Below are 20,827 nucleotides of genomic sequence, written 5' to 3'. Positions count from 1 at the left end.
CGCGGGTTTTCCGGGCAAACGGCCAACAGCCACCGCCGCAGCGCCGATTTCAAATGCGATATGAAAAACCCGCAAATGGCGGATCTCACCATTCGCGGGCTTGAGCTGAGTCGCCCAGACCTTGTGCGGCCAGGGCGCGCTGTCGGGGCGTTATTCGGCCGCGTTCGCGGGCTTGGCGTTCAGCTGACCATAGGCCACCTCGCCCAGCCGCTCGTAAAGGCCAAGCTGCGTTTCGAGAAAGTCGATATGGCCTTCCTCATCGGCAATCAGCGAATCGAACAGGCTGCGGGTCACATAGTCGCCCACACTGTCGCAATGGCGGCGGGCCTCGATGTACAGCGTGCGCGCCTCATGCTCGGCGGCAAGGTCACATTCCAGCGTTTCCTTGATGTTCTGGCCAATGCGCAGGCTGTCCAGCTTTTGCAGGTTGGGATGGCCTTCCAGAAAGATGATGCGGGCGATCAGCCGGTCGGCGTGCTGCATCTCCTCGATGGATTCCTCACGCGACTTGGCGGCCAGATGGCCATACCCCCAGTCGTCCTGAAGGCGATAGTGCAGCCAGTACTGGCTGACGGCGGTCAGTTCAGACCGCAGTGCCGCGTTGAGATACTCGATGACCTTGGCGTCGCCCTTCATGTGGCTTTCCTTTCACGCTGCGCAGGACAGGTATGGCTGGCTGGGCCGCATCGGCCGTGGCTACCCCGAAACTGTCACACGCGCGCATGGTGTCAAGGAACAAGGGCATACACCCCCCGCAATCCGCCCGCCGCCCAAGGGCGTGGTAGATCTTGCCGGGGGTGATGATGGTCTGCGGATCGGCTGCGCGCATCCAGTCAACTGCCGCGCGGATGTCGCGGTCGCTGATGTTCTGACAATGGCAGACGATCATGGCAGCCTCACTGGAAGACGGCGTTGGGGTTGTCGAGACTGTCGGACCCTTCGACGCTGATCTTCGACAGGCCCAGCACCGAAACCGCGCGTTCGATCGACTTGGTCTGCGTCACCAGCGCATCGACGGCGCCCAGGATCAGCGCCTCGCCTTCGGTGCTGCCGGGCGCCAGCATCTGGTCATAGGCAAATCCGCCTTCGGCCGCGGTCTTGATCGCCTGAAGGGCCGCGACCGACGCATCCAGCTCGCCCCGAAGCTGCGTATCGACCGCCGCATCCTTTTCGGCCACCAGTTCCCCCAGCGACGGGCCCGAGACGACCGAACCGTCCACACGGGTATAGCTGCCGGTATAGACGTTGCGGATGCCCACCCCGTCATAGAAATGGCTGTTGTGCGTGTTGTCCGAGAAGCAGTCGTGTTCTTCCTCGGGGTCGTGCAGCATCAGGCCCAGCTTCATGCGCTCGCCCGCCTGTTCGCCATAGGACAGGCTCCCCATGCCGGTCAGCATCGCCAGAAGGCCCGCCTGCGGATCGGTGGTCACGGCCGCGCGGGCCTCGCCGCCCTCGGCCCATTGCCCGGCCATATATTCCAGATCGGCGACCAGAAGGTCGGTCGCGGCCCGCAGATAGGCGGCGCGGCGGTCACAATTGCCGCCGGTGCAGCCCTCGCCCTGCACATAATCGGTATAGGGGCGGTTGCCGGCGCCCGGCCCGGTGCCGTTCAGATCCTGCCCCCACAGCAGGAACTCGATGGCATGGTAGCCGGTGGCCACATTCGCCTCGACCCCGTCCGCCTCATGCAGCGTGCCCGACAGGAAGTCGGGCGTGATCTCGGTCGCATCGACCTCCTGCCCCGCGATGGTGATCTTCGGCGTGGCGATCACGTTCAGCCCGGCCAGCGGGTTTTCCTCGTTCACCGCGGTATCGGCGGCCACATAGTCGATCAGGCCTTCGTCCAGCGGCCAGGCGTTCACCTTGCCCTCCCACTCGTCCACGATGGGGTTGCCGAAGCGGAACACCTCGGTCTGCTGATAGGGCACGCGGGCGGCCATCCAGGCGGCGCGCGCGGCCTGCAGCGTTTCGTCCGACGGGGTTGCGATCAGCGCCTCGACCGCCGCCTGCAACGCCTTGGCCGTGGACAGGCTGTCGCCATAGCCGGCTTCGGCAATCTTGGCATAGGTCTCCACCACCGCGGCCGGATCGGCGGCAAGGGCCGGGCCGGCAAGGGCGACGGTGGACAGCAGGACGGCAAGGCGCAAGCGCATGGCAACTCCGGTCATTTTGTCAGGATCAGCTTGCCCTGACGGGTAATCCTGAGGGTGTAGCATTGGTCGTTCAGCAGGATCTGCGCCGTCGCGCCGCCGCCGGTCAGCTCGATCGCATCGTGCCGGGGCGGGGTTTCCACGGCCCGCAGGAAAGATTCGTTCATGGCATTCATGGTCTTGTCGCCTTCTTGCTCGTCGGGGTGGATTCGTTCCGGCATGTCATCCGTCTTCCTCCGGATCGTTGGACAGGCTGGCTCACCCCACCGGGCTGGCTTGGGGAAATTAATCCGACAGTTTTAGTCGGGTGTAAAGGGTGAATCTTTTACTCAGACATTAACCCGGGCGTTTGGCCGCAGGGCGCCCACGCCTCTGCCGCCCTCTTCCGGCCAGACGCGGCAGAATCCGGCTTGAACATGCGGCGCGGTTCTTTTAGGAAACATGACTGTATTTGTCAGGTATCTGCCACTCCCTCGGGCAGCCCTGGCGACCCCGCGCCCCAGCCTGTGCCAGAGATGCGCGTCCGCCCCAGTCAAACGGAAGGATGCCCATGGCCAAGCCCGGCCCCGATCAGATTCGCGCCCTGCGCGCCGAAGCCCCGAAAACCCGCGCCCGCGACTTCGCCACCCAGCTTGGCATTTCCGAGGCCGACCTTGTGGCAGCCCATCTGGGCCATGGCATGACCGCCATCGAAGCCGATCCCGACCGGCTGATTCCCTGGGCCGGCCGCCTGTGCGACGTGATGGCGCTGACCCGCAACGAACATTGCGTGCATGAACGCCGCGGCCATTACTCGGACTATCGCACCGGCGCCTTTGCCGCGATGGTGCTGGACCCCGAGATCGACCTGCGGATCTTTGCCAAACACTGGGTCCATGCCTTCGCGGTGGAAGAACCCGGCGAAGACGGGCCGAAGCGCAGCCTTCAGGTGTTCGATGCGGCGGGCGATGCCGTCCACAAGATCTGGCTCAAGCCCGAATCCAGGGGCGAACTCTTTGCCGATCTGATCGCCAACATGCGCCTGCCGGTGCAGGAACCGTCCCTTGCCCTGGCGCCCCGTGCCGTGGTGGAACCGGCGCGCGAACTGGCCGCAGGCGCCCCGGCGCTGCGCGATGCCTGGGATGCGATGACCGACACCCATCAGTTCCTCGGGCTGGTGAAAGAGCACAAGATGAACCGGCTGGGCGCCTATCGCGTGGCGGGTGCGCCCTATGTCCGGCGGCTTGCGCCCGAGGCGGTGACGCAGGTTCTGCAAGGCGCGGCCGAGCAGAAGGTTCCGGTGATGATCTTCGTCGGCAACCCCGGCTGCATCCAGATTCACGGCGGCCTGATCGAACGTATCGTGCCGATGGGTCCCTGGATCAACGTGATGGACCCCCGCTTCAACCTGCACCTGCGGGCCGACCGCCTGGCCGAGGTCTATCTGGTCTGGAAACCCACCCGCACCGGCGATGTCTACAGCGTCGAAGGCTTCGCCCCGGATGGCGAGCTGATCCTGCAGATCTTCGGCTATCGCAAGAACACCCCGCCCGAGCCGTGGGTCGCGCTGACGGCCTCGCTGCCCCGGCTGGAAGAGGTGACGGCATGATCCGCCACTCCCTGCTGGGTCTGGCGCTGGCGCTTGCCGCAGGCCCTATCGCCGCCGAAGACGCCCCGCGGGTCATCTCGCTGGGCGGATCGGTGACGGAAATCGTGGTGGCGCTGGGGGCCGGCGACCGGCTGGTCGCCCGCGACACCACCTCAACCTATCCGGCCAGCGTGGAAGCCCTGCCCGATGTGGGATATGTCCGCGCGCTGTCGGCCGAAGGGGTGCTGGCCCTGTCACCCGACCTGATCCTGGCCGAAGACGGTGCCGGCCCGCCCGAGGCGGTGGACGTGTTGCAGGCCGCCGGCATCGGCTATGCGAATATCCCCGCCGCGACCACGCCCGAAGGGGTGATCGGCAAGATCACCGCCGTCGCCGCAGCACTTGAAATACCCGAGGCGGGCGCGAAACTGGCCGCGCAGGTCAGCGCCGACATGGACAGGGTAGCCGCCGCAGTGGCGGGCGTGACCCAGCCGAAGCGCGTGCTCTTCGTGCTGTCGCTGCAAGGCGGCCGGGTGATGGCCGGCGGCGAAGGCAGCACCGCCGAGGGCATCATCGAACTGGCCGGCGGCGTGAATGCCGCCAGCGGCTTCCAGGGCTACAAGCCGATGACCGATGAGGCGATCCTGACCGCCGCGCCGGATGTCATCCTGATGATGAACCGGCATGGCGATGATCCGGGCAGCAATGACGATGTGATGGCGCAACCCGCCCTGTCGCAGACCCCCGCCGCCAGGGCCGGCGCGGTGGTGCGGATGGACGGGCTGCTGCTTCTGGGCTTTGGCCCGCGCCTGCCCGAAGCGGCGATGACGCTGCACGACGCGCTTTATCCGGCCAAGGGGTAGGACCATGGTCGCCCTGTCGCCCGATCTGACCGGCCTGCGGACACCCGCGCTGCGCCGGTTCCTGACGCCGGGGCTGGTGGCGCTGCTGGTCCTCGCCTCGCTCTGGTCGCTCAGCAGCGGCGCGGCGGGTCTGGGGCCGGGGCAGTTGCTGGCGGCCCTGACCGGCGATGGTCTTTCAGCCCGCGACGAGGTGGTTCTGTATCAGATCCGCCTGCCCCGGCTGGCCATGGGCATTGCCGTGGGCGCGGCGCTGGCCGTCTCGGGCGCGCTGTTGCAGGGGCTGTTCCGCAACCCGCTGGCCGATCCGGGCATCGTGGGCGTGGGCGCAGGCGCTGGCCTTGGCGCGGTGCTGGCCATCGTGCTGGGCGGGCTGCTGCCGGCGGGCGTGCTGGCGGTGGCAGGCAGCCATCTGGTGCCGCTGGCCGCCGCCTTTGGCGGCTGGGTGACCACGCTGCTGCTCTACCGCATCGCCACCGCAGGCGGGCAGACCCGCGTGACAACGCTGCTTCTGGCCGGAATCGCGCTGGCCGCGCTGGCGGGCGCGGCAACGGGCGTGCTGGTCTATCTGGCCGATGACCGGCAGTTGCGCGACCTGACCTTCTGGGGAATGGGCTCGCTGGCGGGCGCGACCTGGGGCAAGCTGGCGGCGGCGCTGCCGCTGATCGCGCTGGTTCTGCTGATGATGCCCTTCCTGGCCCGCGCGCTGAACACGCTGGCGCTGGGGGAAGCCCAGGCCGCCCATATGGGCATCGACGTGCAGCGGATGAAACGGCGCGCGATCCTTTCGGCGGCGGCGGCCACCGGGGCGGCGGTGGCTGTGTCGGGCGGCATCGGCTTTGTCGGCATCGTGGTGCCGCATCTGCTGCGGCAGGCGGATGGGCCGGATCACCGGCGCCTCCTGCCCCGCGCGGCGCTTCTAGGCGCGGCCCTGCTGGTGCTGGCCGACCTTCTGTCGCGCAGCATCGTCGCGCCCGCGGAACTGCCCATCGGGATCATAACCGCCCTTCTGGGCGCGCCGGTCTTCCTGTGGATTCTTCTCAGCCAGCCATCGGCGGCCCGGGGGTAACATGCTGCAGATCGACGATCTGAAGGTCACGCTGGGCGGCCGCGACATCCTGCATGGCATCTCGCTTCAGGTGCGCCCCGGCGAGGTGGCGGCGATCTGCGGCCCGAACGGCGCGGGCAAAAGCACGCTTCTGCGCGCGGCCCTGGGCGAGGTTCCCGCGCAGGGCCGGGTCACGCTGAACGGGCAGGATCTGCGGCAGGGCAAGCCGCAGGCGCTGGCCCGGCTGCGGGCGGTGCTGCCGCAGGACACGCAGGCGGCCTTTCCGTTTACCGTGGCCGAAATCGTGGCCATGGGCCAGGACGCCGGCGATTTCGCGCCGGACCCGGGGCTTGTCCGGCGGGCGCTGGCCGAGGTGGGGCTGGACCATCTGGCCGATGCCAGCATCCAGACGCTCTCGGGCGGCGAACGGCAGCGGGCGCATCTGGCCCGCGCGCTGGCGCAGGTCTGGCAGCCGGTCGGGCCGCAGGGCGCGCGCTGGCTGTTTCTCGATGAACCCGTGGCCAGCCTTGACCTTGGCCACCAGTTGTTCGTGATGCGGCTGATGCGCCGCTATGCCGATGCCGGCGGCGGCGTGGTCGCGGTGATGCACGACCTGAACCTGACCGCCATGTTCGCCGACCGCATCGCCTTTGTCATCGGCGGCCGGATCGCCGCCTGCGGCCCGCCGGACGCGGTGCTGGAACCCGGCCTGCTGGAACGCGCCTATGGCTGCCGCATCGCCATGAACACCGCCCCGGCCTCGGGGCCCTGGTTCGTGCCGCAGGCCGCACAGGCGGGCTGACAGACCGGGTGCCGAATCGGGTGGCCTGTGTCAGGCTGGGCCGATGTGTGCCACGATCCTGCCCCGTTCCGTGAAACCCGGCGTGCCGCCCACCCCGCGCCCCGAACGCCGCACCCGCAGCGAGCTGCGCGATGGCATGGTGGTGCCGCCGACCGGGATGGAAGTGATCGTGACCGATCACTGCAACATCGCCTGCCGGCAGTGCAACCACGGTTCACCCGTCCTGCCGAAATGGAGCGCCGACCCGGACGAAACCGGGCGCACGCTGACCGCGCTGGCGCAAAGCTACCGGCCGGCCTTCCTGAAATACATCGGGGGTGAGCCGCTTCTGCACCCCGACCTGCCGGCAGTGATCCGGGCCGGGCGGGCCTCGGGCATCGCGCCGCATCACATGCTGGTCACCAATGGCCTGCTGCTGGACCGGATGCCGGCCAGCGTCTGGGGCCTGATCGACGAGATCGAGATTTCCCGCTATCCCGGCGCGGGGCTGGACACCGCCCTTCTGGACCGGGCCCGCCACGCGGCGGCGGCGCATGGCGTGCGCTTCACGCTGAACGATTACCCGATGTTCCGCCGCACCTTCACCCGCCGCGAAACCACCGATCCGGCGCTGGTGCAGGCGGTGTTCAAGGGCTGCAAGATCGCCAATGTCTGGGGCTGCCACGGCGTCTATCGCGGGGCCATCTACCGCTGCCCGCAGTCGATGTATGCGCTGACGCTGGCCGGGGCCCAAGGGTTCGACGGCCTGCCCATCGAACCCGGGCCAGCCTTCGCGGCGCGGCTTCTGGCCTTTCTGAACGGCGCCGAACCGCTGGCTTCCTGCCGCTATTGCATCGGCACGGCGGGGCGGAAGGAACCCCATGCGCTGCTGACCCGGCGCGACTGGCCGGCCGATCTGGACGAACCCGCCGAACAGATGATCGACCCGGCGGTGCTGGACCTGACGCTGCGCGAGGTGATCCCGGTGGATGACTGCAAGACCCCCGCCCGCCCCTCGCGCCCGGTGCGGCTGTGGCAACGGCTGACCGGGCGGTCTGCGGCGCGGTAACTCCGGCCTAGCCGAAGGCCGCCCGCAACAGCCGGAACGGCAGGGCGCGGTATTTTGCCTGCCGCGCCGGGCTGTCGCCACCATAGACCAGCCCGCCCGGACAGGATTGCAGGATCAGATCGTGATCCGCCTCGGTCAGGCTGACCTGCACCTTCAGACGGACCCGCATCTCCGTCTCGGTCCGCGCGCGGGAATAGATGCGGAAACGGGCAATGTGGCGGGTGGGGCTGTTCAGCTCCAGCTCAACCCGCCGCGGGGTGGCGGGGGCGGTGAAGGCCAGTTCCAGCGTCAGCCGGTGACGGCCCGGCCCGGGGAACGGGATCGGCGCGGTCAACCCGGCCCCCTGCCCCGCCAGCGCGCCCCGCGCTGGCCGGGCCAGCGCCAGCACCAGCGGCGGGGCATCGCCGCGCGGCGCGCGCTGGCGGCGTTGCGCAAGGCGCATCCAGACTTGCCGCGCCCCGCGTTGCAGCGGGGTCAGGTCATCCTCGGGCCGGGCCATCAAAAGCGCCCCCCGGGCCGCCAGCCACCCCGGATGCGGCAGCGCGGCCAGCCGGTCCGGCAGCCCGGCGGGCAGCGGCAGGCCGATTTCCTGCCCCAGATAGCCCAGCCCGATCCGGGCCTGAAATGCCATGGTGCGGTCCTGCACAATCGCCTCGACCAGCGGCCAGTCCAGCGCGGGATCGGCAATCAGTTCGGCCGCATCGACCAGCCAGTCGCTGTGCGCATGGGCAGACCACGCCCCATGCGCCAGCGTGATCGCCAGCCGTTCCTCGGGGCGCGGAACCAGCACCGGCTGGCCAAAGAAATCGGCCGGCTGCGCCTGATCCCAGAAGGCGGCATCGCGGGCGGGGTGGAAATTCGGCCCATGATAGATGCTGCGGTGCAGGTCGATGTCGCCATCCCGCGCATCGTGAAAGTTGATGGCGCGGGCGGTCGGCGCCCGGGCCACGGCGCAAAGCGCGGTTTCGCCACGGGCCGTCTGCCAGCCTTCCGCGATCAGGATCTGCGCGGCCGCCGCCATATGCTCGGGGCGAACCAGCACATCCACATCCTGATGCGCGCGCTGGCGTTGCGCGGCCGGGTTCACCGCCACCCGCGCCGCCCCCTTGAACAGCATCACCGGCACCCCGCCCTGCGCCAGCGCGCGCAGGATCGGCAGGTTCGCATGAACGCGCATCCGCGATTCCGTCCACAGCTTGCGCTGGATGCCTTTCAGGCGGGGATATTCCGCAAACCGCTCCAGCGCCGCGCCATGGCGTTCGGCGATGGCGGCCAGAAGGCGATGGTCGGCGAAAACGGCACTATCCAGGTCCTGCGCGGCCAGCCAGCGGGCAAAGTGGTCCAGCGCCGCCTCGGGTTGCGGCAGCAGGGCCGCCTTCAGCAGCAGGTCGCGCCCGCCCGAAGGCCAGGCCCAGCCGGGGTTGGGAAAGCGGCGGGCGGTCATGCAGCGCCCCCGTCCTGCCGGGCGCGCAGCATGGCGCGGCGGGCGGCCAGCAGATAGCCACGGTCCAGCGCGGGATCGCGGCCCGACGACAGGCTGCCCGGTCGCACCCGGCGCAGGGTCAGCGGTTCGGGCAGTTCCTCGATGGCAACGCCCTGCTCGCGCGCGCGGGCCAGCCAGTCCACCATGTCGCCCCGCCCGCCGGGCGGATCGAACAGCGGGCCAACGCGGGCAAAGACCGCAAGCGGAAACATCATGCTGGACCGCAGCAGCCCCGGCCTGACCGGCCCCAGCTCGCTCCCGCCCGCCGCATCGGCGCGGAACAGCCGCAGCGCGGTGCAAGAAATGGCCAGCTCCGGCAGCCGGGCCAGGTGGTCGCGTTGCCGCGCAGCCTTGTCGGGCAACCACAGATCATCGGAATCGACCAGCGCCACCAGCGGCTGGCCACAGGCCGCAAGGCCGGTGTTTGTGGCCACGCCCACCCCGCGATTGTCCTGCCGGATCACCCGGACCGCCGTGCCGAAGCCGGCGGCCACCTCGGCGGTGGCATCGGTCGATCCGTCATCAACCACAATCACCTCGGCCGGCGCCCAGCCCTGCGCCAGAACCGACCCGATCGTTTCGGCCAGCGTCGCGGCGGCGTTCCAGGCGGGGATCACCACGCTGTAGCCGGTCATGCGGTGCCCCCTTCCGCCGGTCGGGGTTGCAGGGCGAAATCGGGCATCGACCAGCCAAGCGAGGGGTCCGCGCGGCGGCGCTGCATACTGCGCATCAGCGCCCGGGCAAAGCCGCGCCGGTTCAGGTCGGTCTGGTTGGTGACATTGTCGGTATGACGTCGGTAATACAAAGATATGTCGTCATGCTGCACGAAAGCTGCACCCGTTTCGTACAGGCGAAACAGGTAATCCGTATCCTCGCCATGGGTCATGTCGGTCGCGAACGGGCCGATCCGGTCAATCAGCGCACGGCGGTAAAGCCCGCAGCCAAGCTGGATGCCATGCAGCGTGACCGTGCGCGCCCCGGCAGCAGGGCGCAGGGTTTCTGGCGATATTTCATCGACATAGCACATGCGCCCATAGGTATACCCCGCCTGCGGCGCAGCGGTCAGGCGCGCAAGGTCGGCGGCCAGACGCCCTGCCGGGAACACATCGTCGGAATCCAGAAAGGTCACGAACCCCACCTCCTCCGGCAAAGCCGCCAACCCCGTATTCCGTGCCGCAGAAACCCCTGAATTTCTTTGGAAAATCACCCGAACGCGCGGGTCTGCCCCAGCCGCCAGAACGGCAGCGGTTTCGTCGGTCGACCCGTCATCAACCACGATAACCACCACCCCTCCCGGCACAGGCTGCGACAGAACGGACCTCAGCGCCTGCACCAACAGCCCGGCGCGGTTGAAGGTGGGCACGATCACAGCAACCGTCATGCCCCACCCCGCCGGATGAAATCACGGATGGCCCCAGCAATCTCGGCCGGCTCGGTGCCCAGATCGACCGCATGGCAGGGCAACGCCCGAACCACGGCGGCGGCAAGGGCAAAGGCGGCGGCCCGGTCGCCGGGAATCTGGCTGACACCCGACGGCGCCAGCGCATGAAAGGCGGATTTTGCGTCGATCGGGCGAAAGGTGGTGCGCGGCGCATGGGCGACACGCGGGCACAACAGCGCCAGCGGGGTGATCTGCGCCACCATCGCGGCGGGCGCGATCTCATCCACCGTCAGTTGCAGCTTGCCCTGCCAGTTGGCTGCGCGCGGGGCCAGCGACAGCCCCAACCGGACAGCGCCGGTGGGGTCTTGCTTCAGGGTGCGGAAGACCGGGCGCAAGGCCAAGCCACCCTCCAGATCGGCCAGAACATAGTCATCCCCCACGGTGGACAGCCCGTGCAGAAGACCGGCCAGAACCGTGCCAGACTTGCCGCTGCCGCCGGGACCGGCCAGCAGCACCCCCGCCCCGCCAAAGGCCAGCGTGCCGGCATGGATCAGCCCCCGGCGCGGCCCAAGCACCTGCCAGTGCAGGAAATTTCGTAGCGGCGATCCGGGCTCCCATGGCGGATAGCCGGTCGGGCCGTGCATGAATTGCAGCCCCCGCCCGGTGGCGCGATCAAAGGCCTGCCAGAAGCCACGATCAGGATCATGCGCCAGCAGATAGGGCGTGCCGCGCAAGGCGGCCTCAACCTCGCGCTCCTGAAAATAGGGCGCGGCCCAGAGGGGACCGGGCGCGTCCAGCAGCAGGAGTTGCGCGTGACGGGTGGCTGTGGCGGCGGGCTGGCAGATGCCGTTCCGCACCAGATCGGCATAGGCAGGCGCGGTGCCGCGACAGTCGAAGATCGTCTCCTCGACCGTGAAGCGGGTGATCGGGGCAGCGGTCTGCCAAAGGCTGCCGAACTGCGCGAACAGCGCGACCAGCCCTTGCGGCAAGGCGGCGGGGTCCAGCGCGACAGCGGCCCCGGCAAGGGTCATCTGTCCACCTGATCCGGCGGCAGATGCGGCCATCCGGCCTGAAGATCGACATCATGGATCGGGTCGGCGGCGATCAGGTCGGACAGTTCGCTGTGGGCCTCAAGCCGGGGCGCGGCGTCGGTGGGCAGGCGGAACCCTGCGGGCAACGGGGCTTCGGGGGCATCAGGCGCTTCGACCAGCAACCCCGCCTGCACACATTCGGCGGCAAATCCGGCAATCCAGTCAGCCGGCGCACCCGCATCTGCAAGCGATGCCGTTTCCACCCCGGTGGACAGCGCCGCCCAAAGCGCCGAGGCACTGGCGTTCAGGCCGAAATAGCGGCCCGTGCCCAGATCCAGCACAACCATTTCGCCGTCGAAGTCTTCGAAAACCACATCGTCACTGGAAATACGGTACTTCACGGCAATACCCTCCGTCGGCCACCGGGCCTGGCGGCCCCGGGATCAGGGGCAGCCTAAGCTCAGGCTCAGATAGGCAATATGTTGCCGATCCTGACCGCGCCGGCAAGGGGCGCGTCAGGCAGGATCAGCTTCGGGCGTGGCCGCGGTTTCCGGGCTGTCGTCGGGGGGCGGGCTGACGCGGAACACCGCGCAGTAAAGGGCGGGCGCGAAGATCAGCGTGATCAGCGTCCCCGCGATGATGCCCCCCATCATGGCATAGGCCATCGGCCCCCAGAACACCTGCCGCGAGATCGGGATCAGCGCCAGACTGGCCGCCGCGGCGGTCAGCAGGATCGGCCGCGCCCGGCTGTCCGATGCCTCGAACACCGCCTCCCAGCGGCTGCGACCGGCGGCCAGCAGTTGCTCGACCTCATGGATCAGGATCACCGAGTTGCGGATCAGGATGCCGATCAGCGCCAGAACCCCCAGAATGGCGACAAACCCCAGCGGCGCGCCGGAAGGCAACAGCGCGGCGACAACGCCGATCAGCCCCAGCGGCGCGACGGCCAGCACGATGAACATCAGCCGGAAACTTTGCATCTGGAACATGACCAGCGTCAGCATGATCAGCACCATCAAGGGCACCACCGCCACGATGGGCGCCTGGCTTTCCGAACTGCTTTCGGCCACGCCTGCCGTGGTGATGCCATAGCCTGCCGGCAGAGCCGCAGCCAGTTCCGCGATGCGCGGGGCCATGTCCTTGACGATGGTGGTCGGCTGGTCGGCGGTGGCGACGGCGGCCTTGACCGTGATCACCGGCACGCGGTCGCGCTGGTGGATCACCGGGGATTCCGCCTCCCAGTCCAGCCGCGCGAAGGCGGTCAGCGGAACCGAAATCCCGCCCGCCCCGGTGATCTGCATCGAAGCCAGCGATTCCAGCGAACTGCGGTCCTCGATCTGGCCGCGCGCGATGACATCGACCAGCAGGTCGCCATCGCGCAGTTCGGTGATGGTGGCCCCTTCGTAAAGCGTGGCCAGCGACTGGGCCACGTCCTTTTGGGTCAGGCCGATCTGGCGCAGGCGTTCCTGATCCAGCACCACACGGGCCACGCGGACCGGGCCGCCCTCGTCCAGCGTGATGCCGGTCAGCCGGCCATCCTGCGCCAGCGCCGCCGCCACGTCACGGGCGCGGTCCAGCAACAGGCTGCGGTCGGGGCCGCTGATGCGGTATTGCACCGGCTTGCCGACCGGGGGGCCAAGCTCGATCAGCTTGGTATAGATGTCGATCCCCGGCAGGGTGGCGGCATGGGCGTTCAGCGCGGCACGCAGGGCGTTGCGTTCCTCGATGCCCTTGGTCATCACCACGATCTGGCCCATGGCCGGCGTCGGCGTCGGCGCATCCAGCGACAACAGGAACCGTGGGGCGCTGCGGCCGACATAGGTGCTGTAGAACGCCACCTCGTCGCGCGCCGAAAGCCAGCTTTCCAGATCGCGCATCCGGGCATCGGTGGCCGCAAGGGTGCTGTTCTGGCGCAGGTTCACGTCCACCAGCATTTCGGGCCGGTCCGAGGCCGGGAAGAACTGCTGTTCGACATGGCGCAGCCCGACAAGCGACAGGGCAAAGATCGCCACCGTCGCCCCGATGGTCAGCCATTTCGCCCGCATCGCCGCCCGCAACAGGCGGTGGAAGCCACGGCGCAGCCGGCCCGGTTCGGGGTCATGATGCGGCAGCGCGGCCGGCAGGAAGGTGGCGCCCAGAAGCGGCGCGAACAGCACCGCCACGATCCAGGACAGCACCAGCGAGATCGCGATCACATAGAACAGCGAGATGGTATATTCGCCCGCCTGCGAACTGTTCAGCCCGATGGGAATGAAGCCCGCCACCGTGACCAGTGTGCCCGACAGCATGGGAAAGGCGATCGAGGTCCAGGCATAGGAAGCCGCCTTGGCGCGGCTTTCTCCCATTTCCAGCCGGGAAATCATCGTCTCGATGGCGATCATCGCATCATCGACCAGAAGCCCCAGCGCGATGATCAGCGCCCCCAGCGAAATACGCTGCAAGGTGACGCCCATGAGATCGAGGATGACGAAGGTCAGCGCCAGAACCAGCGGAATGGTCATGGTCACCACCAGCCCGGCGCGCAGCCCCAGCGACACGAAGCTGACCACCAGCACGATCACCACCGCCTCGACCAGGGCCTTGATGAAGTGATTGACCGATTCCTCAACCACCTTGGGTTGGTCGGCAACCTTGTGAATCTCGATCCCGATCGGCTGCTCGGCTTCAACCCGCTCCATCAGCGCATCCAGCGCGTGGCCGAATTCCAGGATGTTCGCGCCCTGCCGCATTCCGACGATCAGCGCCACCGACTCCTGCCCGTTGTAGCGGAACAACGTGTCGGGCGGATCGGTATAGCCGTCGGTGACGGTGGCCACGTCCGAAAGCGTGAAGAAGGTCTGGTCCACCCGCAACGGTGCGCTGGCCAGATCGGCGGCACTGGCGAAGCGCCCGCTCAGCCGCACGGCGACGGTTTCATCGGTGGTGCGGATGGCGCCGGCCGGCACGATGGCATTCTGCGCCGCCAGCGTGTTCAGCACCGCAGTCCGGTCCAGCCCCAGCGCCGCCAGCTTGCGCACAGAAAACTCGACATGGATCACCGGCGCAGGCAGGCCGACGATTTCAACCTTGCCGGCGTTCGGCAGGGTCAGGATGGCACTGCGCACGGCTTCAACCCGGGTCTTCATCTCGCGCGGGGTGAAGCCGTCGGCAGTGAAGGCGTAAATGCTGCCGTAAACGTCGCCAAAGCCGTCGTTGAAGCTGAAACCGGCGAATTCGGCAGGGAATTCGGGGCGAATGTCCGCCATCATGTTGCGGATCTTGACCCAGGTCTGGGTGACCGCCGCGCCGCGCGTTTCGGGCAGCAGTTCCACATAGACCACCGCCCGGCCCGGATAGGTTTCAGACCGGGTGAACTTGAGATTGGGCAGTTCCTGCAGTTTCTTCTCGATCCGGTCGGTCACCTGCACACGGGTTTCTTCCGCGGTGGCGCCCGGCAGGGCCGCCGAAACGACCATGACCTTGATGGTGAAGGACGGGTCTTCCTCACGCCCGAGCTTCATGTAGGACAGCGCGCCCGCGATCACCGAGACGATGATCAGGAACCAGACCAGCGAGCGATGCTTGAGCGCCCAGTCGGACAGATTGAACTTGCTCATTCGCCGGCGATCCTTGCCCCGAGTTGCTGCCCGTCGCGGATGGAATTGACCCCGCGCACCACCACCTCTTCGCCGGCGGCAAGGCCGGTCTCCACGACCAGCCGCCCGGCGACAGTGGCGCCAAGGCTGACTTTGCGGCGTTCCGCCTTGCGGTCGGGCCCCACGACCCAGACATCGACCAGCACACCGTCGCCCATCAGCGCCTCGGGCGGCAGGGTCAGGATCGGGTCTTGCCCCGCATCGACCTGTGCGAAGACCAGCGCCCCGATCCGCAGCGCCTGCGCGCCTTCATCCAGCCGGATGCGCAGGCGGTGGGTCCGCGCGCCAGGGCTGGCGACCGGCTCGATCAGCCGCAGCGTGCCCCCCACCGGCTGCGCACCGGGCTGTCGGGTCGAGACGATGAACCGCGCGCCCGGGTCCAGCAGCGCCAGCACCTCGTCCGGCACGTCGATCAGCGCCTCGCGGCCGGTGCCAGTGGCCAGCGACAGGACCGGCGTGCCCGCGGCAACCTGACTGCCCGGATCGGCCAGCACGCGGGTGACGATCCCGGCATCCGGCGCGGTCAGCCGGCCGAACCCCTCGGCGTTGCGGGCGCGGTCGCGGTTGGCGCGGGCGGCCTCGACCTGCGCGGCGGTGGCATCGGCCTGCGCCTGCGCCGCCTCAAGCTGGGCCTGCGCGGCCACGCCACGGCGCGACAGTTCCCTGACCCGTTCAAGGCTTTGCCGGGCAAGCTCGGCCTCGGCCACGGCGGAATCCAGCGCGGCTTCGGCCAGCGCCAGATCCTCGGCCAGCGTCACCTCGTCCAGCGTGGCCAGCAGATCCCCCGCCGCCACCCGGTCGCCACGTTCGACCGGCCGGTTCGCCAGCCGCCCGGCGGTCTGGAAGGCCAGCGCGGTTTCGGTTTCGGCCCCGATCACGCCGGGAAAGCGGCGCAGGGGCGCGGTTTCGGTGGTGACGATTTCGGAAACCACCGGGCGCGGCGGCGCCTCGACCGGCGTTTCGGCCAGCGCCGGGGCGGCAAGCAGGGCAAGCAGCAGACACACACGCATTGGCGTCATTTCCCGCCCTCCACCACCACAACGGACCGGCCCGGATACAGCAGGTGAGAGCCCTCGGTGACCACAAGCGTGCCTTCGGCAAGGCCAGAGGAGACCTCGATGGTGCCCGTGGTGTAGCTTTGCACCTGCACCGGCGCGAGCGCGACCGTCTGCGTCTGCGGGTCAATCACCCAGACCGCAGGCACCCCCTGCGTTTCGGCCAGCGCCGAAGCAGGCAGGCTGATGGTCGATCCCAGCGGCACGGTGATTTCGCCCGAGACCGCCTCACCCAGACCGGGCAACGCGTCGGCGGGGGCGATCTCGGCCTTGACCTGCACGGTTCCGGTTGCCTCATTCGCCAGCGGCGCGATGTCGGTCACGCGCGCTTGCCAGGTGGCGGGCGGCGTGCCGATGCGGCGGATAGGCACCGTGGTGCCCTGCAAACCGTCAAGCTCGGGCACATCGGGCACGTCGAAAACCGCCTCGCGCCGGTCGTCGGTCGCCAGCACCAGAACCGCCTGCACCGCCCCGACCACCTGCCCGACCTCGGCATCGCGCTCGGTCACGATGCCGGCCGTCGGGGCGATCAGGTAGGTGTCGCGCACCGCCTGTTCGGCCTTCTTCACCTGCGCCTGCGCCTGATTGCGCGTCGATTCCGCGGTCAGCACCGCCTCTTCCGCGGCGTCGACATCGGCGCGGGTGGCGGCGCCACGGTCCAGCAGTTGAACAACGCGGTCGCGCGCCTGTGTGGCCTGGCGCAGGCCGGCCTCGGACGCGGCAAGCTGCGCGCGGGCGGCGCGTTCGGCATCGTCCGCCTGGGCGTGGTCCACCTCGGCCAGCACCGCGCCCGCCGCCACACGGTCCCCGACTGAAACCGACAGCGCGATGATGCGTCCGCCCGAGCGGAACCCGATCTGAAGGCTTTCGGCCGCCTCGACCGATCCGGACAGCGCGAAGGTCACCTGAAGGGGCGCGGTCCTTGCAACGGCCGCCTCGACCGGAAGCGGGGGTTCGGCCTGCGCCGCACCGGCCAGAATACAGACAAGAAGAAGGGTCAGCCGCTGCATCCGAATCGCATCCCCGGAGAACACTTTTACCGATCCGGGAAGATACCGGGTTTCGACGGCAGAAATCACCCCCCTTGCGCCGCATCGACGGGACGGAACTTTGGCCCTTCCGTCAGGGCCACCCGGTCACGTCACTGTCATCTTCCGCTGTTAAGGCGCTGAACAGAGGTAAGAAATGACCGGATCGACCTACGCCGCCCTTGCCGATGAGATGGATCGGTTGTTGCAGACCATCGAGGCTGGCGCCGCCTCTGTCGCGGGCCGTTGGGACGGCTGGATCGTGGCGCCCGATTTCGCGCCAAGCGCGGCCAATCTGGCCGCCTATCTGGCACTGCGCCACCATGATCTGCGCGATCTGCAACGGCGCTGCATGGCGGCGGGGCTGTCGTCGCTGGGTCGGGCCGAAAGCCGGGTGATGCCCACGCTGCGGGCCGTTCTTGGCCTGCTGCGGGCCGCGTCCGGCACGCCGTCTGCCGCCCCCCTGCCCGAAGACGCCTTCTTCGCCGGCGAGGCGCGGATCGCCGCGCGGGCCGAAGCGCTGCTGGGCCCCCTGTCCCCGGAAAGCCCGGTGCGCCTGATGGTCACTCTGCCCTCGGAAGCGGCGGATGATGCGGGGTTCCTGTCCCGTCTGGCCGGGCTTGGGGTCGAGGCGGTGCGGATCAACGCCGCGCATGACAACGAAGCGGCCTGGGGCCGGATGATCGACCATGTCGATGCGGCAGCGCAGGCAACCGGACGGCGGATGAAGGTGATGATCGACCTGCCGGGGCCGAAGATCCGGTCGGGCGCGATCCGGGGCGGCAAGGCGCCGGGGCGGGTGCAGCCCGGTGACACGCTGTCGCTGGCCCGTCCGGGCAAGCTGGACCGGGTGCCGCGCGGGCTGGCCGCGATGGAATGTACGCTGTCACAGGCCCTTGCCGCAGCGGCGCCGGGGCAGCGGGTTTTCATTGATGACGGCAAGCTGGGCTGCACCGTGCTGCGGGCCGAGGATTGGGGGCTGCTGCTGCGGATCGACTGCGGCCCCACTGAGAAGGGCTACAAGCTGAAGCCCGAGAAGGGCATCAACTTTCCCGATACCGAAATCCGCGTGCCCGCGCTGACCGATGACGACCGCGACATCCTGCGCTTTGCCGCGGCACGGGCGGACGGGATCGAGTTTTCCTTCGTGCAGGAGGCCGCCGATGTGGCCGCGCTGCAAGAGGCGCTGGCCGCCCTGCGCCCCGGCGACTGGCGCCGGCTGGGGCTGGTGCTGAAGGTGGAAACCGCGCGCGCCGTGCGCAACCTGCCCGACATGGTGGTCCGCGCGGCCGGCCGGCAGCCAACCGCGATCATGATCGCGCGCGGCGACCTGGCGGTCGAGATCGGCTTTGCCCGGCTGGCCGAGATGCAGGAGGAAATTCTCTGGATCGGCGAGGCGGCACAGGTGCCGGTGATCTGGGCAACGCAGGTGATGGAAAGCTATCTCAAGACCGGCGTGCCCTCGCGCGGCGAGATGACCGATGCCGCAATGGCGGCGCGGGCGGAATGCGTGATGCTGAACAAGGGGCCGTATCTGTTTGAAGGCATTGCCGAACTTGACCGGCTGGTGCGGCGGATGAACGGCCATATCGCGAAAAAGACGCATTGGATGCGCCCGCTGAACAGTTGGTAGGCGTCAGCCCATCAGATCGGTCTCGGTCCAGCCAAGCCGGGCCATGTCGTCTGCCCGCACGGCGGCATCGTCGCCCACGATGAATTCATCCAGTTGCGGGGGCGCGACCGGCATTGCCGACAGCATGTCATGCACCTGCCCGCGATGGTGGGTCTGGTGCTGGAACAGGTGGCTCAGCACATCGTCGCGGCGGTCGTGCTGGTCGCGGCTGTCGCGGTCGATCACCACGATGTCGGTCAGGCGGGCCGGGGTCAGGCTTTGCACATGGGCAATCAGCCGCGCATCCTCGGCCGCCTGCCAGCCGGCCAGCGTGGCCAGATCCGGGCAGGCGCGGGCCTCGTCCAGCATCGGGCGGTGCAGGCGGCCGCCAAGCAGGGCGTTGATGTAGAAGCGGTCCACCAGCAGGATGTGGTTCACCGTGGCCCGGATCGAGCCGAAGAACGACGGGCGCGCCGCGTCATAGGCGCCGGGCGGCAGGGTGGCCAGCGCCGCATGAAGCCGGGCATTGGCCAGCCGGTTGGCCTGCGCCAGCTTGCGGAAGATGCGGACCGGGTCGGAATCGGGCATCTGGCGGCGTCCTTTCAGAAACAGACCGGCAGAGTGCCGCGCCTTGGCGCATCGGATCAAGGGGCTGGCCTCAGATGCCCAGCCTGTCGCGCAGCCGGAACAGGGCGACGGCGGCCCGCACCGCGGGCTTGCGCAGGGCGTGGAACGGAATCGGACGCGGCGGCGTCACCGGGAACTCCAGCGCCGCCAAAGGGGTGCCGCTGGCCCAGTCGGCCAGAACCCGCCCCATGGCCACCCCCAGGGCCAGACCGCGCCCGTTGTAGCCGGTGGCAGACAGGATGCCATCGCCATGGGGCGACAGATGCGGATAATGGTCGGCCGTCATCGCCACAAGGCCGCCCCAGGCATGGTCGAAGGGCGTGTCGGCCAGTTGCGGGAACATGCCGCGCCCGATCCGGCGCAGGTTCTGCATCAGCCGGGCCGTCACCCGGTCGCTGTAATCGCCGCGGCCGCCCAGGATCAGCCGGCCTGCCGCATCCATGCGGTAATAGACCATCACCCGCCGACTGTCCGAAACCGCCTGTCGGCCGGGCAGGATGGCGGCGCGCAGCGCATCGGGCAGCGGTGCGGTGGCCACCTGCACAGACCGCACCGGCACCAGCGTCCGCGCCAGCGGCACGATCAGCCCGTCAGTCTGGGCATTGGTGCAGATCAGCACACGGCGGGCGCGCACCTGACCATCAGCCGTCCGCAGCAGATGGCCGGCCCCGTCGCGCCGGATCGACAGCACGGCCGAGGCGCCATGGATCGCCGCACCTTGCCGCGCCGCCGCCGCGGCAAGGCCCTGCGTCAAGGCCAGCGGATGCACATTCGCGCCGCGCGGGTCGAGAAGTCCGCCGATGTAGACCGGGGTGCCGATCAGGGTTGAAATCTCTTGCTGCGACAGCATCCGCAGGGGCACGCCGCGCGCCTGCCATTGCCGGGCGCGCGCGCCCAGTGTCGCCAGCGAGGCCGCGTCATGCGCAGGCTGAATCCAGCCCGAGGTGACAGCATCGCAGGCAATGCCATGCCGGCGGGCCATATCCACCGTCAGCGCCGGCGCATTGCCTGAAAGCGCCAGCATCCGGGCCGCCATGTCCGGGCCGAAGCGGCGCTCAACAGCGTCGGGGTCGTGCTTCAGGCCGGGGTTCAACTGGCCGCCGTTGCGCCCGGACGCGCCCCAGCCGGGCTGTTGCGCCTCAAGCACCACGGCGGCGATGCCGCGTTCGGCCAGATGCAGCGCGGCGGACAGGCCCGTCACCCCGCCGCCAACGATGGCCACTTCGGTCTCGACAGGGCCGGACAGGCGCGGAAAGGGCGGTTGCGGCGGGGCCGTCGCCGTCCACAGGGAATTGGCCAGAACCGGAGTTTCGTCGGCAATCACCTCAGCCCCTTCCCCTGCCCGGCTGCCCACACCCACCTGACCGGGAAATCCGCGCAAGGAAAAGGGAAAAACCGCCAGCCGGCGGCGAAGCGGAGCCTTTTGTACAGGGATCAGGCACCGTTTTTCCCGGCAATACCTTCCATATCCCCTGACAAAGCTGCGGCGGATCGATTTGG

Annotated in this window: 20 protein-coding genes; 6 read left to right on the top strand and 14 right to left on the bottom strand. The window is 68.8% G+C overall.

Going from position 1 to position 20,827, the window contains the following annotated elements; genetic code table 11:
• Nucleotides 1-150: 150 nt before the first annotated feature.
• From bfr to hemP, 4 genes are read right to left on the bottom strand one after another with little or no spacing between them, the layout of a single operon-like run.
• On the bottom strand, nucleotides 151-636 hold the full coding sequence (gene bfr, locus B6K69_RS17210) for a bacterioferritin (protein WP_107671873.1): 486 nt from the start codon (nucleotides 634-636) through the stop codon (nucleotides 151-153).
• The gene (locus tag B6K69_RS17205) at nucleotides 584-889 is read right to left on the bottom strand and encodes a (2Fe-2S)-binding protein (RefSeq protein ID WP_107671874.1); all 306 of its coding nucleotides are present in this window, start codon (nucleotides 887-889) and stop codon (nucleotides 584-586) included. Before B6K69_RS17205 ends, bfr begins: the two co-directional genes overlap by 53 nt.
• A gap of 7 nt (nucleotides 890-896) precedes the next feature.
• A complete protein-coding gene (locus B6K69_RS17200; RefSeq protein ID WP_108644680.1) occupies nucleotides 897-2,153 on the bottom strand; it encodes an imelysin family protein in 1,257 nt (418 codons plus the stop codon).
• Nucleotides 2,154-2,164: 11 nt separating this feature from the next.
• On the bottom strand, nucleotides 2,165-2,326 hold the full coding sequence (gene hemP / locus B6K69_RS17195) for a hemin uptake protein HemP (protein ID WP_107672159.1): 162 nt from the start codon (nucleotides 2,324-2,326) through the stop codon (nucleotides 2,165-2,167).
• Between the two features lie 374 nt (nucleotides 2,327-2,700).
• On the opposite strand from hemP, the gene B6K69_RS17190 reads away from it, so the two are divergent.
• Genes B6K69_RS17190 through B6K69_RS17170 form a run of 5 tightly spaced genes read left to right on the top strand, consistent with a single transcriptional unit; the run spans nucleotide 2,701 to nucleotide 7,475 of the window.
• Nucleotides 2,701-3,738, top strand: coding sequence for a hemin-degrading factor (locus B6K69_RS17190; RefSeq protein WP_228156770.1), 1,038 nt, complete (start codon nucleotides 2,701-2,703; stop codon nucleotides 3,736-3,738).
• Nucleotides 3,735-4,580, top strand: a complete 846-nt coding sequence (locus B6K69_RS17185) for a heme/hemin ABC transporter substrate-binding protein (RefSeq protein WP_108644678.1) — start codon at nucleotides 3,735-3,737, stop codon at nucleotides 4,578-4,580. Before B6K69_RS17190 ends, B6K69_RS17185 begins: the two co-directional genes overlap by 4 nt.
• A 4-nt stretch (nucleotides 4,581-4,584) precedes the next feature.
• Nucleotides 4,585-5,646 (top strand): FecCD family ABC transporter permease, encoded by a 1,062-nt coding sequence (locus tag B6K69_RS17180; protein WP_108644677.1) that lies wholly within the window; start codon nucleotides 4,585-4,587, stop codon nucleotides 5,644-5,646.
• A gap of 4 nt (nucleotides 5,647-5,650) precedes the next feature.
• Nucleotides 5,651-6,427 (top strand): heme ABC transporter ATP-binding protein, encoded by a 777-nt coding sequence (locus tag B6K69_RS17175; protein WP_418260569.1) that lies wholly within the window; start codon nucleotides 5,651-5,653, stop codon nucleotides 6,425-6,427.
• 43 nt (nucleotides 6,428-6,470) lie between these two features.
• Nucleotides 6,471-7,475 (top strand): radical SAM protein, encoded by a 1,005-nt coding sequence (locus B6K69_RS17170; RefSeq protein WP_108644675.1) that lies wholly within the window; start codon nucleotides 6,471-6,473, stop codon nucleotides 7,473-7,475.
• A 7-nt stretch (nucleotides 7,476-7,482) separates the two neighbouring features.
• Here the strand turns inward: B6K69_RS17170 and B6K69_RS17165 are convergent, their stop codons facing one another.
• From B6K69_RS17165 to B6K69_RS17130, 8 genes are all read right to left on the bottom strand, one after another.
• Nucleotides 7,483-8,919, bottom strand: a complete 1,437-nt coding sequence (locus B6K69_RS17165; protein ID WP_108644674.1) for a nucleotidyltransferase family protein — start codon at nucleotides 8,917-8,919, stop codon at nucleotides 7,483-7,485.
• Entirely contained in the window at nucleotides 8,916-9,593 is a 678-nt protein-coding gene (locus tag B6K69_RS17160; RefSeq protein WP_108644673.1) for a glycosyltransferase family 2 protein, read from the bottom strand. Before B6K69_RS17160 ends, B6K69_RS17165 begins: the two co-directional genes overlap by 4 nt.
• Nucleotides 9,590-10,339, bottom strand: a complete 750-nt coding sequence (locus B6K69_RS17155; protein ID WP_108644672.1) for a glycosyltransferase family 2 protein — start codon at nucleotides 10,337-10,339, stop codon at nucleotides 9,590-9,592. Before B6K69_RS17155 ends, B6K69_RS17160 begins: the two co-directional genes overlap by 4 nt.
• On the bottom strand, nucleotides 10,336-11,370 hold the full coding sequence (locus B6K69_RS17150; protein ID WP_108644671.1) for a phosphoenolpyruvate carboxykinase (ATP): 1,035 nt from the start codon (nucleotides 11,368-11,370) through the stop codon (nucleotides 10,336-10,338). Before B6K69_RS17150 ends, B6K69_RS17155 begins: the two co-directional genes overlap by 4 nt.
• On the bottom strand, nucleotides 11,367-11,771 hold the full coding sequence (locus tag B6K69_RS17145) for a PqqD family peptide modification chaperone (RefSeq protein WP_123876588.1): 405 nt from the start codon (nucleotides 11,769-11,771) through the stop codon (nucleotides 11,367-11,369). Before B6K69_RS17145 ends, B6K69_RS17150 begins: the two co-directional genes overlap by 4 nt.
• A gap of 114 nt (nucleotides 11,772-11,885) precedes the next feature.
• The gene (locus tag B6K69_RS17140; RefSeq protein ID WP_108644669.1) at nucleotides 11,886-14,966 is read right to left on the bottom strand and encodes an efflux RND transporter permease subunit; all 3,081 of its coding nucleotides are present in this window, start codon (nucleotides 14,964-14,966) and stop codon (nucleotides 11,886-11,888) included.
• Entirely contained in the window at nucleotides 14,963-16,015 is a 1,053-nt protein-coding gene (locus B6K69_RS17135) for an efflux RND transporter periplasmic adaptor subunit (protein WP_164681989.1), read from the bottom strand. The genes B6K69_RS17140 and B6K69_RS17135 overlap by 4 nt, the downstream gene beginning before the upstream one ends.
• 5 nt (nucleotides 16,016-16,020) lie before the next feature.
• Entirely contained in the window at nucleotides 16,021-17,070 is a 1,050-nt protein-coding gene (locus B6K69_RS17130; protein ID WP_108644667.1) for an efflux RND transporter periplasmic adaptor subunit, read from the bottom strand.
• Nucleotides 17,071-17,245: 175 nt separating this feature from the next.
• Between B6K69_RS17130 and B6K69_RS17125 the strand changes: the two genes are divergently transcribed.
• Nucleotides 17,246-18,721, top strand: coding sequence for a pyruvate kinase (locus tag B6K69_RS17125; RefSeq protein WP_108644666.1), 1,476 nt, complete (start codon nucleotides 17,246-17,248; stop codon nucleotides 18,719-18,721).
• Nucleotides 18,722-18,724: 3 nt separating this feature from the next.
• Here B6K69_RS17125 and B6K69_RS17120 read toward each other — a convergent pair whose 3' ends face one another.
• Nucleotides 18,725-19,288, bottom strand: a complete 564-nt coding sequence (locus tag B6K69_RS17120) for a DinB family protein (protein ID WP_108644665.1) — start codon at nucleotides 19,286-19,288, stop codon at nucleotides 18,725-18,727.
• Nucleotides 19,289-19,358: 70 nt separating this feature from the next.
• Complete coding sequence (locus B6K69_RS17115) at nucleotides 19,359-20,651, bottom strand: NAD(P)/FAD-dependent oxidoreductase (protein WP_108644995.1); 1,293 nt, start codon at nucleotides 20,649-20,651, stop codon at nucleotides 19,359-19,361.
• Nucleotides 20,652-20,827: the final 176 nt, after the last annotated feature.

Source organism: Pseudogemmobacter blasticus, assembly GCF_003071405.1.
Taxonomy (GTDB): Bacteria; Pseudomonadota; Alphaproteobacteria; order Rhodobacterales; family Rhodobacteraceae; genus Pseudogemmobacter; species Pseudogemmobacter blasticus.
The sequence above is the reverse complement of the archived record's forward strand: the minus strand, read 5'-3'. Positions and strand labels throughout refer to the sequence as shown.

Coding starts and splice junctions, on each gene's coding strand:
- bfr (WP_107671873.1), bottom strand. CDS start 636: ATGAAGGGCGACGCCAAGGTCATCGAGTATCTCAACGCGGCACTGCGG.
- B6K69_RS17205 (WP_107671874.1), bottom strand. CDS start 889: ATGATCGTCTGCCATTGTCAGAACATCAGCGACCGCGACATCCGCGCG.
- B6K69_RS17200 (WP_108644680.1), bottom strand. CDS start 2,153: ATGCGCTTGCGCCTTGCCGTCCTGCTGTCCACCGTCGCCCTTGCCGGC.
- hemP (WP_107672159.1), bottom strand. CDS start 2,326: ATGAATGCCATGAACGAATCTTTCCTGCGGGCCGTGGAAACCCCGCCC.
- B6K69_RS17190 (WP_228156770.1), top strand. CDS start 2,701: ATGGCCAAGCCCGGCCCCGATCAGATTCGCGCCCTGCGCGCCGAAGCC.
- B6K69_RS17185 (WP_108644678.1), top strand. CDS start 3,735: ATGATCCGCCACTCCCTGCTGGGTCTGGCGCTGGCGCTTGCCGCAGGC.
- B6K69_RS17180 (WP_108644677.1), top strand. CDS start 4,585: ATGGTCGCCCTGTCGCCCGATCTGACCGGCCTGCGGACACCCGCGCTG.
- B6K69_RS17170 (WP_108644675.1), top strand. CDS start 6,471: ATGTGTGCCACGATCCTGCCCCGTTCCGTGAAACCCGGCGTGCCGCCC.
- B6K69_RS17165 (WP_108644674.1), bottom strand. CDS start 8,919: ATGACCGCCCGCCGCTTTCCCAACCCCGGCTGGGCCTGGCCTTCGGGC.
- B6K69_RS17160 (WP_108644673.1), bottom strand. CDS start 9,593: ATGACCGGCTACAGCGTGGTGATCCCCGCCTGGAACGCCGCCGCGACG.
- B6K69_RS17155 (WP_108644672.1), bottom strand. CDS start 10,339: ATGACGGTTGCTGTGATCGTGCCCACCTTCAACCGCGCCGGGCTGTTG.
- B6K69_RS17150 (WP_108644671.1), bottom strand. CDS start 11,370: ATGACCCTTGCCGGGGCCGCTGTCGCGCTGGACCCCGCCGCCTTGCCG.
- B6K69_RS17140 (WP_108644669.1), bottom strand. CDS start 14,966: ATGAGCAAGTTCAATCTGTCCGACTGGGCGCTCAAGCATCGCTCGCTG.
- B6K69_RS17135 (WP_164681989.1), bottom strand. CDS start 16,015: ATGCGTGTGTGTCTGCTGCTTGCCCTGCTTGCCGCCCCGGCGCTGGCC.
- B6K69_RS17130 (WP_108644667.1), bottom strand. CDS start 17,070: ATGCAGCGGCTGACCCTTCTTCTTGTCTGTATTCTGGCCGGTGCGGCG.
- B6K69_RS17125 (WP_108644666.1), top strand. CDS start 17,246: ATGACCGGATCGACCTACGCCGCCCTTGCCGATGAGATGGATCGGTTG.
- B6K69_RS17120 (WP_108644665.1), bottom strand. CDS start 19,288: ATGCCCGATTCCGACCCGGTCCGCATCTTCCGCAAGCTGGCGCAGGCC.